Annotated in this window: 24 protein-coding genes; 12 read left to right on the top strand and 12 right to left on the bottom strand. The window is 32.3% G+C overall.

The features are described from left to right. Positions 1 to 30 precede the first annotated feature (30 nt). From ACFQ1U_RS08985 to ACFQ1U_RS08970, 4 genes are all read left to right on the top strand, one after another. Positions 31 to 1,266, top strand: a complete 1,236-nt coding sequence (locus tag ACFQ1U_RS08985; RefSeq protein ID WP_386107484.1) for a 3-phosphoshikimate 1-carboxyvinyltransferase — start codon at positions 31 to 33, stop codon at positions 1,264 to 1,266. 66 nt (positions 1,267 to 1,332) lie between these two features. Further along, on the top strand, positions 1,333 to 2,382 hold the full coding sequence (queA, locus tag ACFQ1U_RS08980) for a tRNA preQ1(34) S-adenosylmethionine ribosyltransferase-isomerase QueA (protein WP_386107482.1): 1,050 nt from the start codon (positions 1,333 to 1,335) through the stop codon (positions 2,380 to 2,382). Positions 2,383 to 2,451: 69 nt separating this feature from the next. Beyond that, positions 2,452 to 3,492, top strand: a complete 1,041-nt coding sequence (rlmN, locus tag ACFQ1U_RS08975) for a 23S rRNA (adenine(2503)-C(2))-methyltransferase RlmN (protein WP_386107480.1) — start codon at positions 2,452 to 2,454, stop codon at positions 3,490 to 3,492. A 2-nt stretch (positions 3,493 to 3,494) separates the two neighbouring features. Then, positions 3,495 to 4,253, top strand: a complete 759-nt coding sequence (locus ACFQ1U_RS08970; RefSeq protein WP_386107478.1) for a hypothetical protein — start codon at positions 3,495 to 3,497, stop codon at positions 4,251 to 4,253. Here the strand turns inward: ACFQ1U_RS08970 and ACFQ1U_RS08965 are convergent. After that, complete coding sequence (locus ACFQ1U_RS08965; protein WP_386107476.1) at positions 4,231 to 4,785, bottom strand: hypothetical protein; 555 nt, start codon at positions 4,783 to 4,785, stop codon at positions 4,231 to 4,233. The two genes, ACFQ1U_RS08970 and ACFQ1U_RS08965, sit on opposite strands and share 23 nt — an antisense overlap. Before the next feature lie 58 nt (positions 4,786 to 4,843). Between ACFQ1U_RS08965 and ACFQ1U_RS08960 the strand changes: the two genes are divergently transcribed. From ACFQ1U_RS08960 to ACFQ1U_RS08945, 4 genes are all read left to right on the top strand, one after another. Continuing rightward, positions 4,844 to 5,821, top strand: coding sequence for a polyprenyl synthetase family protein (locus tag ACFQ1U_RS08960; RefSeq protein ID WP_386107529.1), 978 nt, complete (start codon positions 4,844 to 4,846; stop codon positions 5,819 to 5,821). A 41-nt stretch (positions 5,822 to 5,862) separates the two neighbouring features. Further along, positions 5,863 to 6,282, top strand: a complete 420-nt coding sequence (locus tag ACFQ1U_RS08955) for an HYC_CC_PP family protein (protein WP_386107474.1) — start codon at positions 5,863 to 5,865, stop codon at positions 6,280 to 6,282. Between the two features lie 72 nt (positions 6,283 to 6,354). After that, on the top strand, positions 6,355 to 8,598 hold the full coding sequence (locus ACFQ1U_RS08950) for a TonB-dependent receptor (protein ID WP_386107472.1): 2,244 nt from the start codon (positions 6,355 to 6,357) through the stop codon (positions 8,596 to 8,598). 53 nt (positions 8,599 to 8,651) lie between these two features. Beyond that, positions 8,652 to 9,020: a heavy-metal-associated domain-containing protein gene (locus ACFQ1U_RS08945; RefSeq protein ID WP_386107470.1), complete on the top strand. Its 369-nt coding sequence runs from the start codon at positions 8,652 to 8,654 to the stop codon at positions 9,018 to 9,020. Between the two features lie 33 nt (positions 9,021 to 9,053). On the opposite strand, the gene ACFQ1U_RS08940 is transcribed toward ACFQ1U_RS08945, so the two are convergent. From ACFQ1U_RS08940 to miaB, 11 genes are all read right to left on the bottom strand, one after another. After that, positions 9,054 to 10,298: a sulfate adenylyltransferase subunit 1 gene (locus ACFQ1U_RS08940; RefSeq protein WP_386107468.1), complete on the bottom strand. Its 1,245-nt coding sequence runs from the start codon at positions 10,296 to 10,298 to the stop codon at positions 9,054 to 9,056. Between the two features lie 108 nt (positions 10,299 to 10,406). Further along, positions 10,407 to 11,312, bottom strand: a complete 906-nt coding sequence (gene cysD, locus ACFQ1U_RS08935; RefSeq protein ID WP_386107466.1) for a sulfate adenylyltransferase subunit CysD — start codon at positions 11,310 to 11,312, stop codon at positions 10,407 to 10,409. 10 nt (positions 11,313 to 11,322) lie between these two features. Next, the gene (locus tag ACFQ1U_RS08930; RefSeq protein ID WP_386107464.1) at positions 11,323 to 11,931 is read right to left on the bottom strand and encodes a phosphoadenosine phosphosulfate reductase domain-containing protein; all 609 of its coding nucleotides are present in this window, start codon (positions 11,929 to 11,931) and stop codon (positions 11,323 to 11,325) included. After that, positions 11,928 to 12,182 (bottom strand): DUF2061 domain-containing protein, encoded by a 255-nt coding sequence (locus ACFQ1U_RS08925; RefSeq protein WP_386107462.1) that lies wholly within the window; start codon positions 12,180 to 12,182, stop codon positions 11,928 to 11,930. The genes ACFQ1U_RS08930 and ACFQ1U_RS08925 overlap by 4 nt, the downstream gene beginning before the upstream one ends. A 235-nt stretch (positions 12,183 to 12,417) precedes the next feature. Next, complete coding sequence (gene groL, locus ACFQ1U_RS08920) at positions 12,418 to 14,055, bottom strand: chaperonin GroEL (protein ID WP_386107460.1); 1,638 nt, start codon at positions 14,053 to 14,055, stop codon at positions 12,418 to 12,420. An 83-nt stretch (positions 14,056 to 14,138) separates the two neighbouring features. Beyond that, a complete protein-coding gene (locus ACFQ1U_RS08915) occupies positions 14,139 to 14,414 on the bottom strand; it encodes a co-chaperone GroES (protein WP_386107458.1) in 276 nt (91 codons plus the stop codon). A 182-nt stretch (positions 14,415 to 14,596) separates the two neighbouring features. Continuing rightward, a complete protein-coding gene (gene secG / locus ACFQ1U_RS08910) occupies positions 14,597 to 14,938 on the bottom strand; it encodes a preprotein translocase subunit SecG (RefSeq protein WP_386107456.1) in 342 nt (113 codons plus the stop codon). Further along, positions 14,938 to 15,654, bottom strand: coding sequence for a hypothetical protein (locus ACFQ1U_RS08905; RefSeq protein WP_386107453.1), 717 nt, complete (start codon positions 15,652 to 15,654; stop codon positions 14,938 to 14,940). The genes secG and ACFQ1U_RS08905 overlap by 1 nt, the downstream gene beginning before the upstream one ends. Next, on the bottom strand, positions 15,648 to 16,154 hold the full coding sequence (locus tag ACFQ1U_RS08900; protein ID WP_386107451.1) for an LptE family protein: 507 nt from the start codon (positions 16,152 to 16,154) through the stop codon (positions 15,648 to 15,650). The genes ACFQ1U_RS08905 and ACFQ1U_RS08900 overlap by 7 nt, the downstream gene beginning before the upstream one ends. A 21-nt stretch (positions 16,155 to 16,175) precedes the next feature. After that, positions 16,176 to 17,402, bottom strand: a complete 1,227-nt coding sequence (locus ACFQ1U_RS08895; protein ID WP_386107449.1) for a sigma-54 interaction domain-containing protein — start codon at positions 17,400 to 17,402, stop codon at positions 16,176 to 16,178. Positions 17,403 to 17,476: 74 nt separating this feature from the next. Beyond that, positions 17,477 to 18,931: a tRNA (N6-isopentenyl adenosine(37)-C2)-methylthiotransferase MiaB gene (gene miaB, locus ACFQ1U_RS08890; RefSeq protein ID WP_386107447.1), complete on the bottom strand. Its 1,455-nt coding sequence runs from the start codon at positions 18,929 to 18,931 to the stop codon at positions 17,477 to 17,479. 201 nt (positions 18,932 to 19,132) lie between these two features. On the opposite strand from miaB, the gene topA reads away from it, so the two are divergent. The 4 genes from topA to porL all read left to right on the top strand — a co-directional run bounded on the left by topA (position 19,133) and on the right by porL (position 24,993). After that, a complete protein-coding gene (gene topA, locus ACFQ1U_RS08885; protein ID WP_386107445.1) occupies positions 19,133 to 21,619 on the top strand; it encodes a type I DNA topoisomerase in 2,487 nt (828 codons plus the stop codon). 34 nt (positions 21,620 to 21,653) lie between these two features. Continuing rightward, a complete protein-coding gene (locus ACFQ1U_RS08880) occupies positions 21,654 to 22,814 on the top strand; it encodes a formimidoylglutamase (RefSeq protein WP_386107442.1) in 1,161 nt (386 codons plus the stop codon). A 92-nt stretch (positions 22,815 to 22,906) separates the two neighbouring features. After that, positions 22,907 to 24,286, top strand: a complete 1,380-nt coding sequence (gene porK / locus ACFQ1U_RS08875) for a T9SS ring complex lipoprotein PorK/GldK (RefSeq protein ID WP_386107440.1) — start codon at positions 22,907 to 22,909, stop codon at positions 24,284 to 24,286. Positions 24,287 to 24,345: 59 nt separating this feature from the next. Then, complete coding sequence (gene porL, locus ACFQ1U_RS08870) at positions 24,346 to 24,993, top strand: type IX secretion system motor protein PorL/GldL (RefSeq protein WP_386107438.1); 648 nt, start codon at positions 24,346 to 24,348, stop codon at positions 24,991 to 24,993. The last annotated feature ends 28 nt before the right edge of the window (positions 24,994 to 25,021 follow it).

Genomic DNA, 25,021 nt, shown 5'->3' with positions numbered 1-25,021 from the left:
TGATTAAAAGCTAAATATAAAATTTTATTGATGGATTTATTGTTAAAGAAAACTAAAAACGAGCTGGATGTTAATGAAATAACTATTTCTGGTTCTAAAAGTGAGAGTAATCGATTGTTAATTTTACAGAAATTATATCCGGAAATAACTATAGAAAATCTATCAGATTCAGATGATACAGTACATTTAAAACATGCTTTAACCACAAATGACAAAATAGTAGATATTGGTCATGCAGGTACAGCTATGCGTTTTTTAACTGCATATTTTGCACGTACAGAAGGAGTTGTTAAGACACTTCAAGGTTCGGAAAGAATGCATAACAGACCAATTGAAATTTTAGTAAATGCACTACGAAGTCTGGGAGCAGAGATATCTTACATAGAAAAAGAAGGATATCCACCACTAGCCATTAAAGGAAAGGAAATAACAAAAAAATCAGTTGTTATTAATGGAAATGTGAGCAGTCAATACATATCAGCGTTATTGTTAATAGCCGCTAGTTTACCAGAAGGATTGATTATAACATTAGAGGGGGAAATAACATCTGTACCTTATATAAAAATGACATTAAGCTTGTTAGAACAAGCTGGTATAAGCACAATATTTACTAACAATGTTATTGAAGTAAAACCTCAAAAAGAAATATCGAATCAAGTAATGACTGTTGAAGCAGATTGGAGTTCAGCTTCTTACTGGTTTTCATTCATAGCATTGAGTGAGGTTGGTGCAAAAGTTACCTTATCTGCTTATAAAGAAGAAAGTTTACAAGGTGATAGTTGTTTAGTGGCTATTTATGAAAAATTAGGAGTTACTACAAAATTTGAAAAAAACACTATTACTTTAACAAAAAATAATGCAGTAGATACTTCTTTAGAATTAAATATCGATTTAAAAAATGCACCAGATATTGCGCAAACTATAGCTGTAACTTGTTTTGGGTTAGGCATAGCTTGTAATTTAACTGGATTACACACCTTAAAAATTAAAGAAACAGACAGGTTAGAGGCGTTAAAAGAAGAATTAACAAAGTTGGGCGCAACAATAACTGTAACAGATGAAAGTTTACACTTAAAACCATCAACAGAAATTAAAGAAAATATAGCAATTGCTACTTACAATGATCATAGAATGGCAATGGCATTTGCACCGTTAGCTTTAAAAGTACCAATAAAAATATTAGATGCAAAAGTGGTAACAAAATCTTACAGAAGTTTTTGGGATCATTTTCAAAAAGTTGGTATTCAACAAACAATTGTAAAATAAAAGTAAAAATGCTTGACAACGCCTGTCTCGAAGTCGTATATTTGCCCTCGTTAATTAAATAATACAATGAAATTATCTCAATTTAACTTTGACTTACCAGCTGAATTATTAGCTGAATACCCATCAGAACATAGAGACGAGGCTCGTTTAATGGTATTAAACCGTAAAGAGCAAACTATAGAACATAAATACTTCAAAGACTTAATTAATTATTTTGATGAAGGAGATGTAATGATGTTAAATAATACCAAAGTTTTTCCAGCTCGTATGTTTGGTAATAAAGAAAAAACCGGAGCTAGAATTGAGGTGTTTTTATTACGTGAATTAAACGCTGAACATAGATTATGGGATGTGTTAGTAGATCCAGCACGTAAAATTCGTATAGGAAATAAGTTATTCTTCGGTGAAGATGAAAGTTTAGTAGCTGAGGTTATAGATAATACAACTTCAAGAGGAAGAACTTTACGTTTTTTATATGATGGATCATATGAAGAGTTCCGTAAAAAATTATTAGAATTAGGAGAAACTCCATTACCAAAATATATTAAAAGAGAGGTTGAGCCAGAAGACGAAGATCGTTACCAAACAATCTTTGCAAAGCACGAAGGTGCTGTAGCAGCTCCAACAGCTGGGTTACACTTTTCTAAACACTTAATGAAGCGTTTAGAAATTAAAGGAGTAGATTTTGCAGAGATGACATTACACGTTGGTTTAGGTACATTTAACCCGGTAGAGGTAGAAGATTTATCTAAACACAAAATGGATTCTGAACAAATTATTATTACTGAAGATGCTTGTAAAACAGTAAACAACGCATTGGAAGAAAAACGTAAAATTTGTGCTATTGGTACTACAGTAATGCGTACAGTAGAATCTTCTGTATCAGCAAGTCATCGTTTAAATCCGTATAATGGTTGGACTAATAAATTTATTTTTCCTCCTTATGATTTTAGTATTGCTAACTGTATGGTAACTAACTTTCATACACCGAAATCTACATTATTAATGATGGTTTCTGCTTTTGCAGGGCATGATTTTATAATGAAAGCATATGAAGAAGCCGTAAAAGAAAAGTATAAATTCTATTCTTATGGTGATGCAATGTTAATTTTATAATAAGTACAACATTTATAATATCAACCTCACAGTGTAATTACTGTGAGGTTTTTTCATATTTTTACAGTAATGAAGCCAAAGAAAAAAGATATACGAGCCTTAACTAAAGAACAATTAAGAGATTTTTTTGTTGAACATGGTGATAAAGCTTTTAGAGGAAATCAGGTTTATGAGTGGCTTTGGCACAAAGCAGCACATACTTTTGATGACATGACTAATATTTCTAAAGCTACAAGAGAAATGTTAGACGAACACTTTGTGATAAATCACATTGAAGTAGATGCTATGCAAAAAAGTAATGACGGTACTATAAAGAATGCCATTAAGTTACATGATGGTTTAGTGGTAGAGTCTGTTTTAATACCAACAGATACTAGAACAACAGCTTGTGTATCAAGTCAAGTAGGTTGCAGTTTAGATTGTAAGTTTTGTGCAACAGCACGTTTAAAAAGAATGCGAAACTTAAATCCTGATGAAATTTATGATCAGGTTGTAGCTATTGATAAACAAAGTAGGTTATATCATAATCATAAATTAACAAATATTGTATTTATGGGAATGGGAGAACCTTTAATGAATTATAACAACGTTATAAAAGCTATAGATAAAATTACTTCTCCAGAAGGTTTAGGTATGTCTCCAAAAAGAATCGTAGTTTCTACATCAGGAGTACCAAAAATGATTAAAAAAATGGCTGATGATGAGGTTAAATTTAACTTAGCAGTATCACTTCATTCTGCTATTGATGAGGTAAGAACATCAATAATGCCTTTTAATAAAAACTTTCCGTTAATAGATTTAAAAGAAGCTTTAGAGTATTGGTATGCAAAAACCAAACGAAAAGTAACTTATGAGTATGTTGTTTGGAATGGTATTAATGATAGAAAAGAAGATATTGATGCTTTAGTTCGTTTTTGTAAATACATACCATCTAAAGTAAACTTAATAGAATATAATCCGATAGACGATGGTGAGTTTCAACAAGCTTCAGAAAGAGCTTTGAATAATTATATCTCTAATTTAGAGATGAATGACATTACAGTTAATGTTCGTAGGTCTAGAGGGAAAGATATAGATGCTGCTTGTGGTCAATTAGCAAATAAGCAATAACTATGACAAAGCTTACATCAAATTTTATATCAGAAGTTATTAAAACATTAGGGGTTTTAATGGTTATTGTAGCTTTAGGTTTATTTATTGATAGTAAGTATGTTGCTGAAAATATTTTTAAACACGCACAATGGATTAATAACGTATTGGTAACCCTAGTTTTTGGGGTTTTGTATTACCAAGCTACTTCAAGAACAAGAGAACAGTTATTATATGCCTTAGTAATAGCCATTGTAGGAGAATATTTGTTTTCAATTGTTTTTGGAATGTATACTTATCGTTTAGGGAATATACCCCACTATGTTCCTCCAGGACACGCAATAGTATTTGTATTGGTGTATTATTTTAGTAGAAAACCAAAGATTAAGGCAAATAGAAAAAAAATAGAACAATTATGTGCCTATTTAATTATTCCTTTTTCACTTTTTTTTCTGTTTTTTTATAAAGATGTATTTGGTTTTATATGCACAATATTAGTTTTTTATTGGTTAAGAAAATATCCAACAGAACGAATGTTTTATTTAACTATGTATTGCGTTGTTGCAATTTTAGAATTAATAGGAACAAGTTTTGAATGTTGGAAGTGGCCTGTGATTGCCTTTAATACTTTTGATTTTTTACCAAGTGCAAATCCTCCAGCTGGCATAAGTTTATTTTATTTTGGACTGGATAGAGCTACCGTTTCTATTTATAAAAGAAGACATAAAGAAACTTGGAAACGATTTAAAAGAATACAATCTATAGCTGTTTTATCAAAGTAGCAGTCTGGAAAACGGTAATTGGGTATCCATAAACTTTTGGAATACTATCAGCAATACCACCAGTTTTTATTTTTTGTAATGTAGGTGCAAAAATTATCTCAAAAGCTACTTTGTCATCTAAAAACTCCATACGAGTGTTTAGTAAGTTTCCTTGAACTTCAAAAAAACTATGTAACGTATTTTTATGATAGTAAGACGGTAAAATAATACCATTATTTTCATCAATATTAAATAAACCGTTTTTCTGGTCTTTTATCACCAAAGTATAATTTCTAGGTTGATTATTGTAAATAAGTGAGTATTCATATTTATGACTACTATCGGTCTTTTTTAAATGATACTCCATTGGTATTTCCTGTTTACCTTTTAACGTTTTTATAAACAAAGTACCTTTATAAATGCCGGTATAATCATTAGGAAAAATAAGTGTTTTATTTTTTTCTTCAGATGAAATATTGCTGTTTTTTTTAGTTGAATTGCATCCTAAAATTAGAATACTGTTAATTAATAGTATAAATTTTACTAATTTCATAAGAAAGTATTTTTTCAAAGATAACCAATCGAAATATATTTTCTACTTTTGATGATTGATGAAAGCAGTTGAGCAAATAAAACTTCCCATTGCTAAAGAAATGGAGCTCTTTGAAACAAAATTCAAAGACGCAATGTTATCTAAGGTCCCTTTATTAAACCGAATAACCTACTATATTGTTCGTAGAAAAGGAAAACAAATGCGACCAATGTTTGTGTTTTTAGTAGCCAAAATGGTATCAAATGGAGGCTTCGATGAACGTACATACAGGGGAGCTTCTATAGTAGAACTTATTCACACAGCCACTCTTGTTCATGATGACGTAGTTGATGATAGTAATCAACGCAGAGGTTTTTTCTCTATCAATGCACTCTGGAAAAATAAAATAGCCGTTCTAGTAGGAGATTTTTTACTATCAAAAGGGTTATTACTTTCTATAGATAATGAAGATTTCGATTTGTTAAAGCTTATCTCAATAGCTGTTAGAGAGATGAGTGAAGGTGAGCTATTACAAATAGAAAAGGCCAGAAAGTTAGATATTACAGAAGATGTTTATTTTGAAATAATACGTCAAAAAACAGCAACGTTAATAGCAGCTTGTTGTGGTATAGGTGCAGCATCTGTAGGGGCAAAAAATGAAATAGTGCAACAAATGCGTAAGTTTGGAGAATACATTGGTATTGCTTTTCAAATTAAAGACGATTTGTTTGATTATACTGATGATAAAATAGGCAAACCTACAGGTATAGATATTAAAGAACAAAAAATGACGTTACCTTTAATTTATACACTTAACAATGCAACCAATGAAAAAAGAAAATGGTTAATTAACTCTGTAAAAAACTACAATACCAATAAAAAACGTGTGAAAGAAGTTATAGCTTTTGTCAAAGAAAGTGGAGGCTTAACTTATGCAGAAAAAATAATGTATAGTTATAAAGATAAGGCAGTTGCAATTTTAGAGAATTACCCAGACTCTGATTATAAAAAATCATTATTGCAAATGATTGATTACGTGGTAGAAAGAAAAATTTAACACTATCATATTTACAAATTTTGTATTTTTGTATCCCCAATATGAAACAATACATAACTAAAATAGCATCTATAACCATAGCATTTTTGGTGTTTCTCTCAACGTTTTCATTAACGATTGAGAAGCATTTTTGTGGTGATTTTTTAGTAGATGTTTCCTATTTTGGAAAAACAAAAGGTTGTAATCCAGCTTTGGATGTCGACGATTGTGATTCACCAGAAATTATTAAACAGAAAGGTTGTTGTAAAGATGAAGTTCAAAAAATAAAAATTCAGGATGAACTACAACTTCAAAAAAATAAAAAATTTGAGCTAGAACAGCAACAGTTTATTTTAGCTTTTAATTTAAGCTATGCAAATTTATTTGTTGATTTATCACAACAAATAATTCCTCACAAATATTATTCCTCACCTCCAATAATTACTGATATTCAGTTGCTTCACGAGGTATTTATCATATGATTCACATCCTTTACAAGACTACATAGTCTATAAAACAGGATGTTTATTAACAATGATAAATAACAATTAACAATGATAAAAAATATTTTATTCAGTGCTTTAGCACTGTTTACTGTGCAAGTGTTTGCACAACAAACCTTTAGGGGAATGATAATGGATAAAAATAACCCTAAAGATAATTTGGGAGTTATGGGAGCTAATGTATATTGGTTAAACACTTCTGTAGGAACTACAACCAATGAAAAGGGATGGTTTGAGCTTCCTTATAAACCAACGTATAAAAAATTAGTAGTCAGTTTTGTGGGATATAAGACTGATACTTTAGAAATTAATGATTTAAAGCCAATTCATCATTTTATTACTGAAAACACAACTTTAGATGAAGTGGCAGTAACAGTTCAAAAGAAGGCAACAGCAAAATCATATTTACAAACTCAAAATGTATTCACTGTAAATAGTGATGAATTGCTAAAAGCAGCGTGTTGTAATTTAGCTGAAAGCTTTGAAACTAATCCATCTATAGATGTCAATTTCTCTGATGCTTTAACAGGAACTAAGCAAATTCAAATGTTAGGTTTAAATAGTCCTTATTTAATGATTGCACAAGAAAATATACAGATGGTTAGAGGTGCTTCTCAAGTATATGGATTAACATTTACACCTGGTACTTGGATAGAGAGTATACAAATTACTAAGGGAGCAGGAAGTGTTGTAAATGGCTACGAAAGTATTTCTGGACAAATTAACGCTGAATTAGTAAAACCTTTAACAGATGATAAACTATTTGTTAATGGTTACGGAAATTTAAATGGTCGTTACGAAATTAATACGCATTTAAATAAAAAGCTTTCTGAAAAATGGCAAACAGGTCTATATGTTCATGGAAATTATAGGGGTGAGAAGTTTGATAATAATAACGATTCTTTTTTAGATATGCCGCTAGCAGAACAAATAAACGTTATGAACAGGTGGCAGTATGCCAATAATGAAACGGGTTGGGTTAGTTTTTTAAATATTCGATATTTAAATGATGCTAAACAAACTGGTCAGATTAATTTTAATCCATTTCAAGATAAAGGAACTACAAACGCTTGGGGAAGTGAGATAAATACAGAACGTATAGATACTTCAGTAAAATTAGGTTATGTTTTTCCTGAGATGCCTTTTCAAAGCATGGGTTTACAATTAGCCTACAGTAATCACGATCAAGATTCTTATTTCGGATTAAGAACATATAATATTCAGCATCAGAGTGTTTATTCTAATTTTATTTTTAATTCTATTATTGGAGATACTCGACATAAATTTAAAACAGGAGTAAGTTTTACTCATGATAATTATGATGAATATGTGGTAAATGATAATTTTAGAAGGTCAGAGAATAGCATAGGAGCTTTTTTTGAATACGCGCATGACAATAATGATAATTTTAGTTTAACAGCAGGTTTGCGTTTAGATCATCATAATCTACTTGGTACTTTTTTAACTCCACGCTTACACGCACGTTATGTTCCTTGGGAAAAAGGAGTGTTGAGAGCTTCTGTTGGAAGAGGTAAAAGAAGTGCCAATATATTTGCCGAAAATCAACAGTTGTTCGCTTCATCAAGAAATATCATAATTAATAATGAAGGTGGAAATATTTATGGTTTAAACCCAGAAACAGCTTGGAATTATGGAGTTTCATATTTACAAGGGTTTAATTTGTTTCAAAGAAAAGGTGATATCACTTTTGATTTTTACCAAACTAACTTCGATAATCAAATTGTAGTAGATTGGGAGAATCCACAACAAATTTCATTTTATAATTTAAATGGAAGTAGTATTGCCAATAGTTTCCAGGTAGAGATAAATTATGAACCTGTTAAGCGTTTAAATATAAGAACAGCATATAAATATTTTGATGTTTCTACAGACTATGCTTCTGGAAATTTATCTAAACCACTACAACCTCAAAATAGATTTTTTGCCAATGTTTCTTATGATACCAAACAGGAAGCTAGAGAAGGTCATTGGAGATTTGATGTAACATATAATTTTAACGGAGAGCAAAGATTACCTAATACAAGTAGTAATCCAGAGGCGTATCAATTACCTTCAAATGCACCAACATACAGTTTATTAAATGCACAAGTAACAAAAGTGTTTTCTAATAAATTTGAAGTGTATGTAGGAGGTGAAAATATTACAAACTACAAACAGGTGAATCCTATTTTAGGAGCTGATAATCCATTTGGAACCAATTTTGATAGTACTATTATATATGCTCCAATATTTGGAAGTGGATATTACGCTGGTTTCCGATTTAACATTGATTAATAAAGTATAGTATAACATTTTCAAAACCTTAGAAAAAATAAAATTTAATACGTATGAAAAAAATAGTCACAATTTTAGTAATAGTGCTAACCATAGTAACTGCACAAGCTCAAAAAAAGAAAAAAAATGCCAAAGTTGCTGTTGAAGTTAACGGCGTTTGTATGATGTGTAAAAGTAGAATAGAAAAAGCTGCACTAAACACAAAAGGAGTAAAGTTTGCTAATTGGGATGTAAGCTCTCATCAGCTTACCGTTATAATGGATGAACGTAAAACCAATAAGCAAACCCTTTGTACTAACGTAGCTAATGTTGGGCATGATAATGAACTCGCAAAAGCGCCTCAAGATGCTTATGACAATTTACACGGGTGTTGTAAATATAGAGATGAAGAGATTTTAAAAGATCATCAAAAGAAAGATTAAAAAAAACTCCCAAGTGAAAGCTTGGGAGTTTTTTTATTTTATAAAACCAACACCCGCAGTGTTGTTAGTTTTAGCATCTATAAGTATAAATGCACCATTAGATTTATTGTTCTGATAACTATCAACAAATAATGGTTTACTAGTTTTTAAGGTGATTTCTCCAATTTCATTTAAAGTTAGTTCACTCGGATTTTCTTCTTTACCAGAGAAATCGGTATGAATTAAAGAAGTTAAACTAGTAATTTTAGCTTGAGCATCATTTATACCATGCTTAATATAGTATTTATTAAAAGCCTGTAATGGTGTTTTGTCCATCCAACAAATAGTAGCTTCTATTTGTTTGGTAATATTTGGTTGTTGTCCGTTTTTAACAATCATATCACCACGGCTTACATTTACATCATCTTCTAAAGTAACAGTTATAGAGCTTCCACTTTTAGCAGTAGTAAAACTTCCATTAAAAAATTCAATTGATTTTACTTTAGATGAAGTTTCAGAAGGTAAAATTATAACATCATCTCCAACACTTAAGTCGCCACCATACAATTTACCTGCGTATCCTCTATAATCATGATATTCTTCAGTTTTAGGTCTTATAACCGTTTGAACAGGAAAACGAGCCTGGGCAGTTTTTTGATCACTAACTTCAATGGCTTCTAAATAGTCTAGTAAGCTTTTTCCAGTATACCAATTAATGTTTTTAGAAGTAGCTACTACATTATCCCCATGAAGCGCAGAAATAGGTACAAAATGGATATTTTGGTCTTTATAATCACTTTTTTCAGCCAAAGCAAGTATTTCATTTTTTATGCTAATGAATTTTTCTTCAGAATAATCTACTAAATCCATTTTGTTTACTGCTACAACAATATTTTTAACACGTAAAAGATTGTTGATAAAAAAGTGTCTGTAAGTTTGTTCAACCACACCGTTTCTGGCATCTATCAAAATAATAGAAGCTTGAGAGGTAGAGGCACCGGTAACCATATTACGCGTATATTCAACATGGCCTGGTGTATCTGCAATTATAAAACTTGTAGTATTGGTTGAAAAATAAATATGAGCAACGTCAATAGTAATTCCTTGTTCACGCTCGGCAACCAGACCGTCTGTAGCTAAAGAAAAATCTAAATAATCAAAACCACGTTGCTTACTTTTATCTTCTATTTCTTGTAATTTATCGTCTGTTAAAGATTTGGTATCATATAAAATCCTACCAATTAATGTACTTTTTCCGTCATCTACGCTTCCAGCGGTTGCTATTTTTAGTACGTTCATGTTTTTATGCTGTAAGCCTTAAGCTATTTGCTATTGGCTATTTTTTAATTCTTAATTTGTTTTAAGCTTTAAGCATGTACCCTAAAGCGAAATTTTCAAAAGAAAATTTTAAAAATACCCTTGTTGTTTACGTTTTTCCATGGCAGCCTCTGATCTTTTATCATCAATACGAGCTCCTCTTTCTGAAATTGTTGATGCTTTAATTTCATTAACAACAGCGTTAATATCTATTGCGTTGCTTAACACAGCGGCAGTGCAACTCATATCACCAACGGTTCTAAAGCGTACCATACGCTCTTCAACTTTTTCTTCCTCATCACGGTAAACAACATCGTCGTTTACAGACCAGATTAAACCGTCTCTTACAAAAGTTTCTCTTTTATGAGCAAAGTAAATAGATGGAATTTCAATGTTTTCTTTTTGAATGTACGACCAAACATCTAACTCTGTCCAGTTAGAAATTGGAAATACACGTACATTTTGACCTAAATCAATACGTCCGTTTAACATATCAAATAGCTCTGGACGTTGATTTTTTTCATCCCACTGCCCAAAATCATCTCTTACAGAAAAAATACGCTCTTTTGCTCTAGCTTTTTCTTCATCTCTTCTAGCACCACCAATACAAGCGTCAAAGCCAAATTCTTCAATAGCATCAAGTAGAGTTTCTGTTTGTAGCATATTTCTACTCGCGTATTTACCCGTTTCTTCTTTAACTTTACCAGCGTCTATATTGTCTTGTACATTTCTAACAATAAGTTCAACTCCGAGTTCTTTTACTAATCGATCTCTAAAATCTATAGTTTCAGGAAAATTATGTCCGGTGTCAATGTGCATTAAAGGAAAAGGTATTTTAGCAGGGTAAAAAGCCTTTTGAGCTAACCTTACTAGGGTAATACTGTCTTTTCCTCCAGAAAATAATAAAACAGGTTTTTCAAACTGTGCTACTACTTCGCGAAATATATATATTGCTTCACTTTCTAAGGTTCCTACTCTCAATATATCGTTATTCATAATTTAGTTTTTAAGCATGTAATCCACATTCTCTGTTGTTTTCTACTTTTGTTGGATCAAAATATTTAAATTCGTTGGGTAAATCATTATCGGAAAGATAGGTGTCTAAATCTTCATCAGTCCAATTATAAAAAGGACTCACTTTTAAAATGCCATCTTTACTTTTAGATACGATATCAATACTATTTCTAAAAGCCGTTTGTCCTTTTCTAAGGTTTGTAAACCAAACATCCGGTTGGTGCTCAGCCATAGCTCTACTAAAAGGCTCTAGTTTAACTTGATCTGTAAATAAAGCATGCTTAGGATCGTCAATAGTTGGTAATCCAAGTGTAATATTTCTATGTGCTACCGTTTGTTTTGGAACATATAACTGCACATTTAATTGTAATTGATGAATTACGGCTTCTGCATGTTTATAAGTATGTGGTGTATTATAACCAGTGTCACACCATATAACTTTAATATCCTCATTTTGTTGAGTAACCAAATGCAAGATTGCTGCTTCGTATGGTCTGAAATTTGTTGTGATCACAGGTTTTTTAGCATTTGATAATGCCCATTCAACAATTTCTTGAGGTGTTTTATGCTGAAGTTCTTTGTTTATTGTTTCTAAGTTCATTTTCTGCCCCATTTTATGTTGTTCCAAATTCGTTCATGAAAAAAATAAAGAATCATTTTTGATATTAATTCTATACCTCCAATTGATAAAGCAGTGTTAATTTGTCCAGTAATAAACCATGATATGGTTATGGTATCTATGGTGCCGAGTAAGCGCCAACTAACAGATTTTACAATGCTTCGGACGGGAGACTCTGAATGTTTATCTTCTTTATAGTTTGTGTTTTTATCTACTAATTGATCTAATATCATTTTAAACTCTCCCTTTTTAATTTAAGGATTTTAAAATCCGTCAAATATACATATTAATCTAGAAGAAGCCAGTGTTTTTACCTTGTCTAAATAAAAATAAATGGTTGAACTTCTAAGATTTTATCATAGTTTTAATAGAACTGTAATTTTAGGTATGTTTTTTTCAAGAATTCAAAAAAAATGAGACTGAATTTTCACTCAGTCTCATTAAAAATTTATGTTAATTCTGTGAATTTTACATCATTCCTGGCATTCCACCACCCATTGGAGGCATTCCACCACCAGCTGGTCCTTCTTCTTTAATATCTACTAAAGCACATTCAGTAGTTAAAATCATGCCTGATACAGAAGCTGCATTTTCTAATGCAACACGGGTTACTTTTTTAGGGTCGATAATACCCGCTTCTAACATATCTACATACTGCTCAGTTTTTGCATCGTATCCAAAGTTAGTAGCACCTTCTAATACTTTGTTAATTACAACTGAACCTTCTCCACCAGCATTCTCAACAATAGTTCTTAATGGAGCTTCAATAGCTTTGTTTACTATTTGAATACCTGTAGTTTCGTCTAAATTGTCAGAAGTTAATGTTTCTAATACTTTTTTAGCACGTACTAAAGCTACACCACCACCGGCAACTATACCTTCTTCAACAGCAGCACGAGTAGCGTGTAAAGCATCATCTACACGGTCTTTCTTTTCTTTCATTTCTACTTCAGAAGCAGCACCAACGTATAATACAGCAACACCACCTGCTAATTTAGCTAAACGCTCTTGTAATTTCTCACGGTCGTAGTCAGAAGTGGTAGTTTCAATTTGTGCTTTTATTTGGTTAACACGAGCTTTAATTTGCTCTTCGTCACCAGCACCGTTAACAACAGTTGTATTGTCTTTATCAATAGTTACTGTTTCAGCAGTTCCTAATAAATCTAAAGTTGCGTTTTCTAAAGAGAAACCTCTTTCTTCAGAAATTACAGTACCACCAGTTAAAATAGCGATGTCTTCTAACATTGCTTTTCTTCTATCGCCAAATCCAGGCGCTTTAACAGCAGCGATTTTTAATCCACCTCTTAATTTGTTTACAACTAAAGTAGCTAACGCTTGTCCGTCTACATCTTCAGCAATAATTAATAATGGACGACCAGATTGCGCTACTGGTTCTAAAATTGGTAAAATCTCTTGTAAGTTAGAAATCTTCTTATCAAATAATAAGATGTATGGGTTTTCTAACTCAGCGATCATTTTATCAGCATTTGTTACAAAGTAAGGAGATAAATAACCTCTATCAAATTGCATTCCTTCTACAACATCCACATACGTATCTGTTCCTTTTGCTTCTTCAACAGTAATAACTCCTTCTTTACCAACTTTTCCAAAAGCAGTAGCGATTAAATCACCAATTACTTTGTCATTATTTGCTGAAATAGAAGCAACTTGTTGAATTTTTTCTGAAGAATCACCAACTTCTTTAGCTTGCTTAGCTAAATCTTCAGTTAAAGCTGCTACAGCCTTGTCAATTCCTCTTTTTAAATCCATTGGATTTGCTCCAGCAGCAACGTTTTTTAATCCTTCCTTAACGATTGCTTGTGCTAAAACGGTAGCAGTTGTTGTACCATCACCAGCTAAATCGTTAGTTTTAGAAGCAACTTCTTTTACCATTTGTGCTCCCATGTTTTCAAGAGCATCTTCTAATTCTACTTCTTTTGCTACAGAAACTCCATCTTTAGTTACATGAGGAGCTCCAAAAGATTTAGAAATAATTACATTACGACCCTTTGGTCCTAAAGTTACTTTTACAGCATTTGCTAATGCATCTACACCACGTTTTAATCCGTCGCGAGCTTCAATATCAAATTTTATATCTTTTGCCATTTTATTAAGTTTTAGGGTTTCAGTGTTTCATTTTATAATAAACATTGAAACAAATTGGTGAATTGTTTGTTACATTAATTGATTTAGATGATCGCTAAAATATCAGACTCTCTCATCATTAAATAATCAGTACCTTCTAATTTTAATTCTGTTCCAGAATATTTACCATATAATACAGTATCGCCAACTTGAACCGTTAAAGGTTCGTCTTTTTTACCGTTACCAACGGCAACAACAGTTCCTTTTTGTGGCTTTTCTTTTGCGTTATCAGGTATAATAATTCCTGAAGCTGTAGTAGTTTCTGCTGCAGCTGGTTCTACTAGAACTCTATCTGCTAAAGGTTTAATGTTTAATCCCATTTTTTTATTATAAAATTTATGATTAGTCTATTTTTTTAAACAGTTTATATGTTTTCAGAAATTATGCCAACTACTAAAAACTGACATTTTTTCGGAGATTGATTTACCTTGTTTTCTAGTGATAAAAAAAAATGCCAACGTGTCATTTACGTTGGCATTTTAAAATATTTTTTTCTGAAAGACTATTGAACAGAATCAGTAGCTGTTTCTGTAGTAGTTTCAGCAGGAGTAGTGGTAGTTGCTTCAATACCATCTAATGTTTCTTCTAATTGAGGTGCGTTAGCGCCATTTCCTCTTGGAATAGCAAAGTTTGATATTAAAATTAAAGCAAACATAGCAATAGCTAACGTCCAAGTAGTTTTATCTAAAAAGTTGTTGGTGTTTTGTACACCACCAATGTTTTGACCACCACCGCCAAATGTTGAAGACAATCCTCCTCCTTTAGGATTTTGAACCATTACAATTAAAATTAGTGCTACTGCCACTATCAATATTAAAACTAAAAGTAAGTTATAGGTTGTCATTATTTTATATTTTGTAAAATTTGAATTCTTTTAATCTGGTCTGCAAAGAAACTACTTTTTTCTGGATATTTCAAACTTAAAATTTCGTATGCTTTTACAGCACTGTCATATTTCTTTTGTTCTAAGTAAACTTTGGCTAAAGTTTCTGTCATTAACTGAGGTTTAGCACTCGTTTCTAGTGGCTTTAAAGGGGCAGTTTTACTAACAGGTGCAATTTTAGGATTACTTGCTATAAAACGTTCTATTATTTTATCTTTTTCAGATTTTTCTTCAGGTTTCTCTTCATTTTCACTTCTGATGATGGGACTTGCAGTAGTAGCTAACTGAAGCCATTGGTTAAATGAATGTGTTTCTGATTTTGTAAAAGGAATTGGTTTACCTATTTCTAGATCGATACTTGCTTTTTCTTCTTCAGAAACAATAATTTCATTATTATCTGCTACACTATTTTCTTTTTCATTAGAGGTACTTACTTTAGAGAAATCATTATTTGTAATAAAATTAAAAAGTACAGATCTGTCGGTAGTGTAAGCGGCCGTAGCTTTTAGCTCATTGTTGTATTTAAAACTAGCTTGCTGCTGTAAATACTTAAGATATACAGCTCTTGCAGCTTGAAAATACGGATGTGCATCAATAACCAATTTGATTTCTTTGGCTTGTTGCGAGGTAACGGTTAATGGATTAGTTATGGTATGTAAAAAATCTGATTTTACCATTTTGCAACCGAAGCGTTAAAGATATCTTGTGTTATACGTTCAATAATTTCATCAAAAGCAGAATCTAAAACAGCGCCTGTAAGCTGTTGAGATGCGGCATAATCAAAATAAAAAGAAAATCTTTTTTCAAAATTGTCTTTCTCTACTAACTTATTTGTAAATCTTACATTTACCGTAATAGTAAGCCTGTTTTGAGCAGCTGTTTGATTAGAGGTTGCACTCATTGGCGTAATTCGATAGTCAACAATTTCTCCTTCAAAATGTAAATCACCACTATTATTAACTAGTGTTAAATTAGTTTGACGTGTAAATAAATCTTGTAAATCTTGAGTAAAACGTTGACTTAGAGAAGGCTCAATTAAAGGGGCCTGATTCGGAAAAAAATCTACTTGAATTGTTTTAGCATCACCAGTATCTCCTCCTGTAAAAGAGTATACACCACAACTAATAATGGTTGTTAAGGTTACTAATAAAACAAGTATGTGTTTAATTTTTTGCATGAAGTAAATGTAACAAATTGATTATAACTCGTATTGTTTAATTTTTCTGTATAGGGTTCTTTCAGAGATACCTAATTCTTTTGCAGCTAATTTACGCTTACCGTTATTTTTTTCTAAAGATTTTTTTATCATTTCAATCTCTTTGTCTTGTAATGATAAGCTTTCATCTTCTTCTATAGTTTCAGCAAAATCATAAGTAGATGTACTTTCTGTTTTAGGAATAGGAACAACTTCTATATCATGGTGTAGTTGTTCTTGATCTTCGTAAATACGTTGAATTAAATGACTGTTTTCTTCTTTAACCTCTTTAATACTTCCAGTTTGCATTAAATCTAAGGTTAATTTTTTTAAATCATTAATATCATTACGCATGTCAAACAAAATTTTGTACATAATATCTCTTTCTGTAGCAAAATCATGTTGATTGTTATTGCTTCCTCCAACAATTGCTGGCAAGTTCGGACTGTAACTTGGTAAATAATTGCTTAAAATTTCTGCTGAGATTAGCCTGTTTTCTTCCATAATTGAAACTTGTTCGGCAATATTTTTTAATTGACGAATGTTTCCTGGGAAACGGTAGCCTAATAGCATTTTAGCAGCATTATCATCTAATCGGATGGCTGGAAATCTATTTTTTTGAGCAAAGTCCGAAGCAAATTTTCGAAATAGTAAATGAATATCTTCTCCTCGTTCACGTAATGGAGGTAGTGATATTTCTATAGTACTTAATCGATAATATAAATCTTCTCTAAATTTATTTTTGTTGATAGCCTCTTGCATGTTAACATTAGTAGCAGCAACAATTCTAACATTTGTTTTTTGTACTTGAGAAGAACCAACTTTTATAAACTCACCATTTTCTAAAACGCGTAATAAACGTACTTGTGTAGTTAATGGCAACTCACCAACCTCGTCTAAAAAAATGGTTCCGCCATCAGCAACTTCAAAGTAACCTTTACGGGTTTGTGTTGCTCCTGTAAATGCACCCTTTTCGTGTCCAAAAAGTTCACTATCAATAGTTCCTTCTGGGATAGCTCCACAGTTTACGGCAATATATTTTGCGTGTTTTCTGTGAGATAATTGATGAATTATTTTAGGAATACTTTCTTTACCAACACCACTTTCACCAGTAACTAGTACAGAAATGTCTGTAGGAGCAACTCTCACAGCTTTTTCAATAGCTCTGTTGAGTTGAATGTCGTTACCAATAATTCCGAAGCGCTGTTTAACTGCTTGTAAGTTTTCCATATCTTTTTTTATAGCCTAAAAGAAAAGAGAAAGAGACAGGTAAAGCTTTACGTTGCTCTTTCCCTTTTCAAATATTAGTTATTATCAGAGTACCCTACGGCGGTACCTTTTAAAGTGGTTGAAGTACAATCTTCAATTTTTACATTCACAAAATCTCCCATTTTATAATGTTCTTTAGGAAAAACAACTACAGTGTTTTGTGTGTTTCTTCCTTTCCACTCATTTTCATTTTTCTTAGAAGTTCCTTCGATTAAAACTTCTTGAATTTTACCAACATGTTCTTTAGCTCTAAATAAACTATGCTCTTGTTGTAAGTTGATAATTTCTTGTAAACGACGTTTTTTAACTGCTAAAGGTACATCATCTTCCATTTTTTTAGCAGCCAATGTTCCAGGTCTTTCAGAGTAAGCAAACATAAATCCAAAGCTATATTTTACTTTTTCCATTAGGTCTAAAGTATCTTGATGGTCTTCTTCTGTTTCACCACAGAAACCAGCAATCATATCTTGACTTAAGTTCATTTCTGGAATAATTTTATAGATGTTTTCTACTAATTCTATATATTCCTCACGAGTATGTAAACGGTTCATGGCTTTTAACATGTTATTACTTCCACTTTGAACTGGTAAGTGAATGTATTTACAAATGTTTTTATGTTTTGCCATTACATGAATTACATCTAATGTCATGTCTTGAGGATTAGAAGTAGAAAAACGAAAACGCATTTTTGGAAACTCTGTAGCACACATATCTAATAATTGTGCAAAATCTACAGCAGTAGCTTTGGCCATTTCTGAAGCGTTTTTAAAATCTTTTTTTAATCCGCCTCCATACCATAAATATGAATCTACGTTTTGACCAAGCAAAGTAATTTCTTTAAAATTCTTTTCTTGCATAGATCTTATTTCTTCGATAATACTTTGCGGATCACGGCTACGTTCACGGCCACGTGTAAATGGTACTACACAAAAAGTACACATATTATCACATCCGCGGGTAATAGACACAAATGCAGAAACTCCGTTTGAGTTTAAACGTACAGGAGAAACGTCTGCATAGGTTTCTTCTTTGGATAAAATAACATTTACCGCATCTCTTCCTGCTTCAACTTCTTCCACTAAGTTAGGTAAATCCCTGTAAGCATCTGGCCCAACCACCAAGTCAACTATTTTTTCTTCTTCTAAAAACTTAGCTTTTAAACGTTCTGCCATACAACCTAACACACCTACTTTCATGGTTGGATTGTGCTTTTTTGCATGATTGTATTTTTGCAGTCTGTTTCGAACTGTTTGTTCTGCTTTTTCACGAATTGAACAAGTGTTAACTAAAACTAGGTCGGCCTCGTTAATATTTGATGTAGTGTTAAAACCATTATCAGATAAAATAGAAGCAACAATTTCGCTATCGTTCATATTCATTTGGCAACCATAACTTTCTATAAAAAGTTTTTTGGTATTACCTTCCTTGACCTCTGTTAATAAAGGTTTTCCTTGTTTCTTTTCGTCTATAACTTTTTCAGTCTGTTCCATATTCGTAAAATCACTCTAAATAGTCCGCAAAGATACAACCAAAAATGATATACAATGACAAATTGTCATAAAATTAACAGGTAAAATTTACTTTAAATTGAAGTTAATTCTTTCAAAAAGAGTTTCAATAAAAAAAAACTCTCTACTTTTGCAGTGTAAAATCGCCTAATTTAGGCGGTAAATTAGTTAATTGATACGTACATGGCAAAGAATTTAGTGATAGTTGAGTCACCAGCAAAAGCAAAGACAATAGAAAAATTTCTTGGTAAAGATTATCAGGTAGAGTCAAGCTTTGGGCATATTGCAGACTTGCCTTCTAAAGAGTTGGGAGTTGATGTTGAGAAAGATTTTAAACCAAAATATATTGTTTCTTCTGATAAAAAAGCAGTTGTTAAAAAATTAAAAGACTTAGCAAAAAAAGCAGAAACTGTTTGGTTAGCTTCCGATGAGGATCGAGAGGGAGAAGCTATAGCATGGCATTTGGCTGAACAATTAAAACTTACTAAAGAAAACACGAAAAGAATTGTTTTTAACTCAATTACTAAAAATGCTATTTTAAAAGCCATAGAGAATCCGCGTACAATTAATTATAATTTAGTAGATGCTCAACAAGCACGTAGAGTTTTAGATAGAATTGTTGGTTACGAATTATCTCCTGTTTTATGGAGAAAAGTTAAGGCAGGTTTATCGGCAGGTAGAGTGCAATCTGTGGCAGTACGTTTAATAGTAGAGCGTGAACGTGAAATAGAAAACTTCACACCAATAGCATCATACAGGGTAGATGCAGAGTTTGTTAATGAAGATGGTAAATCATTTAAAGCTAAGTTGCCAAAGAATTTTGAAACAAAAGAAGAGGCAGAAAAGTTTTTAAGCTCATGTTTGTCGGCATCTTTCAAAGTTGATGACTTACAAACTAAGCCTGCAAAAAAGTCACCAGCAGCACCGTTTACTACATCCACACTACAACAGGAGGCTTCTAGAAAACTTGGTTTTCCTGTAGCAAAAACAATGATGGTTGCTCAGCGCTTATATGAGGCCGGTTTGATTACTTACATGAGAACAGATAGTGTAAATTTATCTAATGAAGCAAAACAAGCTGCAGAAGAAGAAATTACAAAATCATATGGTAAAGAGTACAGTAAGCCAAGAAATTACGCTACAAAGGCAAAAGGGGCTCAAGAGGCTCACGAGGCCATTCGCCCTACTAATATGGGACAGCATGAAATTTCTGTTGATTATGATCAGAATAGATTATACAGTTTAATTTGGAAGCGAACCTTAGCTTCTCAAATGAGCGATGCCCAATTAGAAAGAACAAGCTTAAAAATTAGTAACGATAAAAATAAGCAACGTTTTTCTGCAAACGGGGAGGTAATTACATTTGAAGGCTTTTTAAAGGTTTATCTAGAAGGTACAGATGATGAAGATGTAGAGCAAGATGGAATGTTACCGAAAATGAAAGTAGGAGAAAATTTAAATAATGAATTTATAACTGCTACTGAAAGATATACAAGACCACCAGCAAGATTTACAGAAGCATCTTTAGTAAAACGACTAGAAGAACTTGGAATTGGTCGTCCATCAACATATGCGCCAACCATTTCAACAGTTCAAAGAAGAGGTTATGTAGAAAAAGGAACTGCTGAAGGTACCGAAAGAAATTATGCACAGTTAGTTTTAAAAGACGCTTCGGTTTCTGAAAAACAACTAACAGAAAAGGTAGGAGCTGATAAAGGAAAGCTAATGCCTACAGATATTGGAAATATTGTAAACGACTTTTTAGTTGAGAATTTTTCAAATATTTTAGATTATGGTTTTACTGCAAAAGTAGAATCAGATTTTGATGAAATTGCAGAGGGTAAAGAAGATTGGACCGCAATTATTAAAGATTTTTACAAAGATTTTCATCCTACAGTAAAAGATGTTGAAGAAAATGCAGAAAGAGCAAGCGGACAGCGCTTACTTGGGGTAGATCCAGAATCTGGTAAAAATGTATATGTGCGTTTAGGTAGGTATGGAGCAATGATTCAGATAGGTGAGGTTACAGATGACGAAAAACCAAAGTTTGCAAGTTTGCAAGGAGATCAAAATATGTCAACCATCACTTATGAAGAAGCGATGGATTTGTTTAAGCTTCCTAAAACAGTTGGAGAGTATGAAGGTACAGAGGTTGTAGTTTCAAATGGAAGATATGGGCCATTTGTTAAGTTTGACTCTATGTATGTTTCTCTTGATAAAAATGAGAATCCAATGTCTGTTGATTTAGATAGAGCCATCGAGCTCATAGAAGCTAAAAGAAAAGCAGATGCGCCAATAGCACATTATGAGGATTTACCTGTGCAAAAAGGAGTGGGAAGATTTGGGCCTTTTTTAAAATGGAACGGAATATTTATCAACGTAAATAAAAAGTACGATTTTGATAATCTGTCTCAACAAGATATTGAAGAGCTTATAGAAGATAAAAAGAAAAAAGAGCGAGAAAAGGTAATCCATAACTGGGAAGATGTTGGTGTTAGAGTTGAAAAAGCAAGATGGGGTAGGTTTAATGTGATTAAGGGTAAGATTAAAGTAGAGTTGCCTAAAACCACAGAAATAGAAAAACTTACGAAAGAAGAGGCTGTGAAAATGATTGATGAAAAAACACCAAAGAAAAAAACAACCAGAAAAAAAACAACAAAAAAGAAATAAATTTATATATTGCGTTCATTCATAATCCCCAATAATGAATCAAGATTTTTTATCACCTATTAACGGCCGAGTGGCTGAAAACATAACGTTTCAGTCCGATAACTGTTTTGGAAAAACAGTTCGTATCTACACGGACCAATCTGGGTTTCCAGAGTTGGATGGTGTTGCTTTGGCAATTTTAGGAGTTAAAGAAGGAAGGAATTCTATTGATAACGAGGGTTGTGGTGAGAACTTATCTGCAATTCGTGAAAAACTTTATGGTCTATTTCCTGGTAATTGGTCAACTCAAATAGCTGATATAGGTAATATAGAGCCTGGAAATACTGTTGAAGACACTTACTTTGCAGTTTCAAATACAATTAGTGAGCTTTTAAAACTTAATATACTGCCTATCGTTATAGGTGGAGGTCAAGATATAACCTATGCCAATTATAGAGCATATGATGTTTTAGAGCAAACCGTAAATTTAGTGTCAGTTGATAGTCGCTTTGATATTGGGTTATTGAGTGATGAATTAACATCAAAATCTTTTTTAAATAAAATTATTATGCAAAAGCCTAATAATTTATTTAATTACAGTAATATTGGCTATCAAACTTATTTTAATCCTCAGGAAGAAATAGAATTGCTACACAAACTGTATTTTGATGCTTATAGATTAGGTGAGGTTAAAAACCTTGAATTAGTGGAGCCTATCATGAGGGATGCAGATATTGTTAGTATTGATATTGGAAGCGTAAGGCAAAGTGAAGCGCCTGCTAACAACAATACATCACCTAATGGGTTTTATGGAGAGGAGTTATGTGCAGTAGCTCGCTATGCAGGAATAAGTGATAAAGTGACATCATTTGGTGTTTATGAATACAATCCAAGGTATGATGTTAATAATCAAACAGCACATTTAATAGCACAAACTATATGGTACTTTATAGAGGGTGTAAATCAAAGAGCAAATGATTACCCATATGCTACCAAAGAAAGTTATCAAAAATTTAGTGTGGTTCTAGAAGATGACGACCCAATAAATTTTTATAAAAGTGATAAAAGTGGGCGCTGGTGGATGGAAATAAATTTAATTACAGATAATAAATACAAAAGACATGCGTTAATACCATGTGCGTATCAAGATTATATGAGAGCATTGGAACAAAAAATTCCAGATAGATGGTATAAAGCATTACAAAAGCTAACATAAATAATTTATATTTGTAGTTCGTAGTTTCAGATATAGTTACTTAATTAGAAAGAAATTAATTTAAAAGTTACGAGCTTTTTAAGAAAAAAAATATGAAGAAAGTAGTATTACTTACACTATTGGTGGCGATCGTTTACAGTTGTGGTTCCAACGGCGACAGAGGAGAGTTAGTAGGAGTGAAATCAAAGAGAAAATGGTTTGCAGAAAAACCATACGGAATGGTTTACATTAAAGGAGGGTCGTTTACGATGGGTAAACAAGATGAAGATCCATTAGGTGCAATGAATGCTCCAACAAGAACAGTTACTGTTCAACCCTTTTATATGGATGAAACAGAAGTTACTAATAGTGAATATAAATCTTTTGTTTTTTGGGTTCGTGATTCCGTAACTAGAACAAAGCTTGCCTATCAGGCAGAATTTGTGTCTGGTGTTAATGGAGATCCAGCTGCAGGAGGTAACTCTAAACCGCAAGGGATTCAATTATATGCTTTTGCGTCTAACGATACTGTTAAAGAGTCTGCTTATGATAAATACATGAGAGAAAACTATTATGAGTTGTCAGAAGGTATGGATTCTTTAAGACCTTTAAATTGGGAAGAAGAAATTATTTGGGATAGAGAAGAATTTCCTGATGCAGATTATGTAGAAGTAATGGATTCTCTATATATCAAAAAAGATGAAGCTTTAAACGGTATAAGAACTTTTAATACAAAGTTGTTAAACTACAGGTATTACTGGTTTGATAATGAGGAAGCAGCTCGTACAGGAAAAAATAGGAAGGATTTCTTAAAAAGTGAAGTGTTAAACGTTTACCCAGATACTACAGTTTGGATTAAAGACTTTAATTATTCATATAATGATCCAATGCATCAAGAGTACTTTGCTCACCAAGCTTATGATGAGTATCCAGTAGTTGGTGTAAGTTGGAAACAAGCAAGAGCTTTTTGTCACTGGAGAACCAAGAAGAAAAATGCGTATCAAAGAACTCGTAAAGGTTTAGGTTTAGTGTCAGCATTTAGATTGCCAACCGAAGCAGAATGGGAATACGCAGCTCGTGGTGGTTTAGATTATGCTAAATATCCATGGGGAGGCCCAAGTACCACAAGTGATAGAGGTTGTTTCTTAGCAAACTTTAAGCCTGTACGTGGAGATTATGCTGCTGATGGCGCCTTGTATACAGTTGAAGCAATGTCATACAATCCTAATGGTTTTGGATTATATAATATGGCAGGAAACGTAGCAGAATGGACAAATACAGCTTATAATCAAATGTCTTACTACATGGGGTCTACAATGAATCCAAATGTAGAAAATAGAGAAAATCAACGTAAAATTGTACGTGGAGGTTCTTGGAAAGATGTAGCTTATTTCTTAGAAGTAGGTTCTCGTGATTGGGAATATGCAGATACAGCTAGAAGTTATATTGGATTCAGAACTGTACAAGACTATTTAGGAACTAAGAAGAATTAGACAAACAAGAAAAATCATAAATAAATATTAATAAATCCCTTAATTAAAAATCAAAAATTATGGCACAATCAAAAGCAACTAAAAAAGCGTTTAACATGGCTTACGGTTTCGGAGCCGCTATCGTAATTGCAGGAGCATTATTTAAAATTATGCACTGGCCATTTGGAAACCTAATGTTAATAATTGGAATGACAGTTGAAGCATTAGTATTCGCATTATCAGCATTCGAACCAGTAGAAGATGAATTAGATTGGACAAAAGTTTACCCTGAATTAGCTGACGCATCAGCTTCATCAGCAAGAGGTAAGAAAACTAAAGAAGCTACTCCTGAAGAAGCTCAATCTTTATTATCTCAAAAGTTAGATAATATTTTAAAAGACGCTAAGTTAGATGCTCAATTAGTATCTAGTTTAGGTGATAGTATTAAAAGTTTTCAAGGTGCTGTTGAGCCATTAGCATCTGCATCTCAATCTATTTCAGCTACTAATAGCTATAACGAACAAATGTCTAAAGCTGCATCTCAAATGGCATCTTTAAACAGTTTATATCAAACTCAGGTTGAAAACGCTTCTAAACAAGCAGAGTTAAATTCAGCTATGGTTGAAAATTCTCAACGTTTACAAGAGCAAATGCAATCTTTAGCAACTAACTTATCTTCGTTAAACGGAGTATATGGTGGAATGCTTTCTGCAATGGCTACTAAATAATTAGTAATTTTATTAACCATTAAAAACT

The sequence above is a fragment of the Tenacibaculum geojense genome (assembly GCF_042676005.1).
Classification (GTDB): domain Bacteria; phylum Bacteroidota; class Bacteroidia; order Flavobacteriales; family Flavobacteriaceae; genus Polaribacter; species Polaribacter geojense.
Note: the sequence above shows the minus strand (reverse complement) of the source record. Positions and strands in the feature narration are given on the sequence as shown.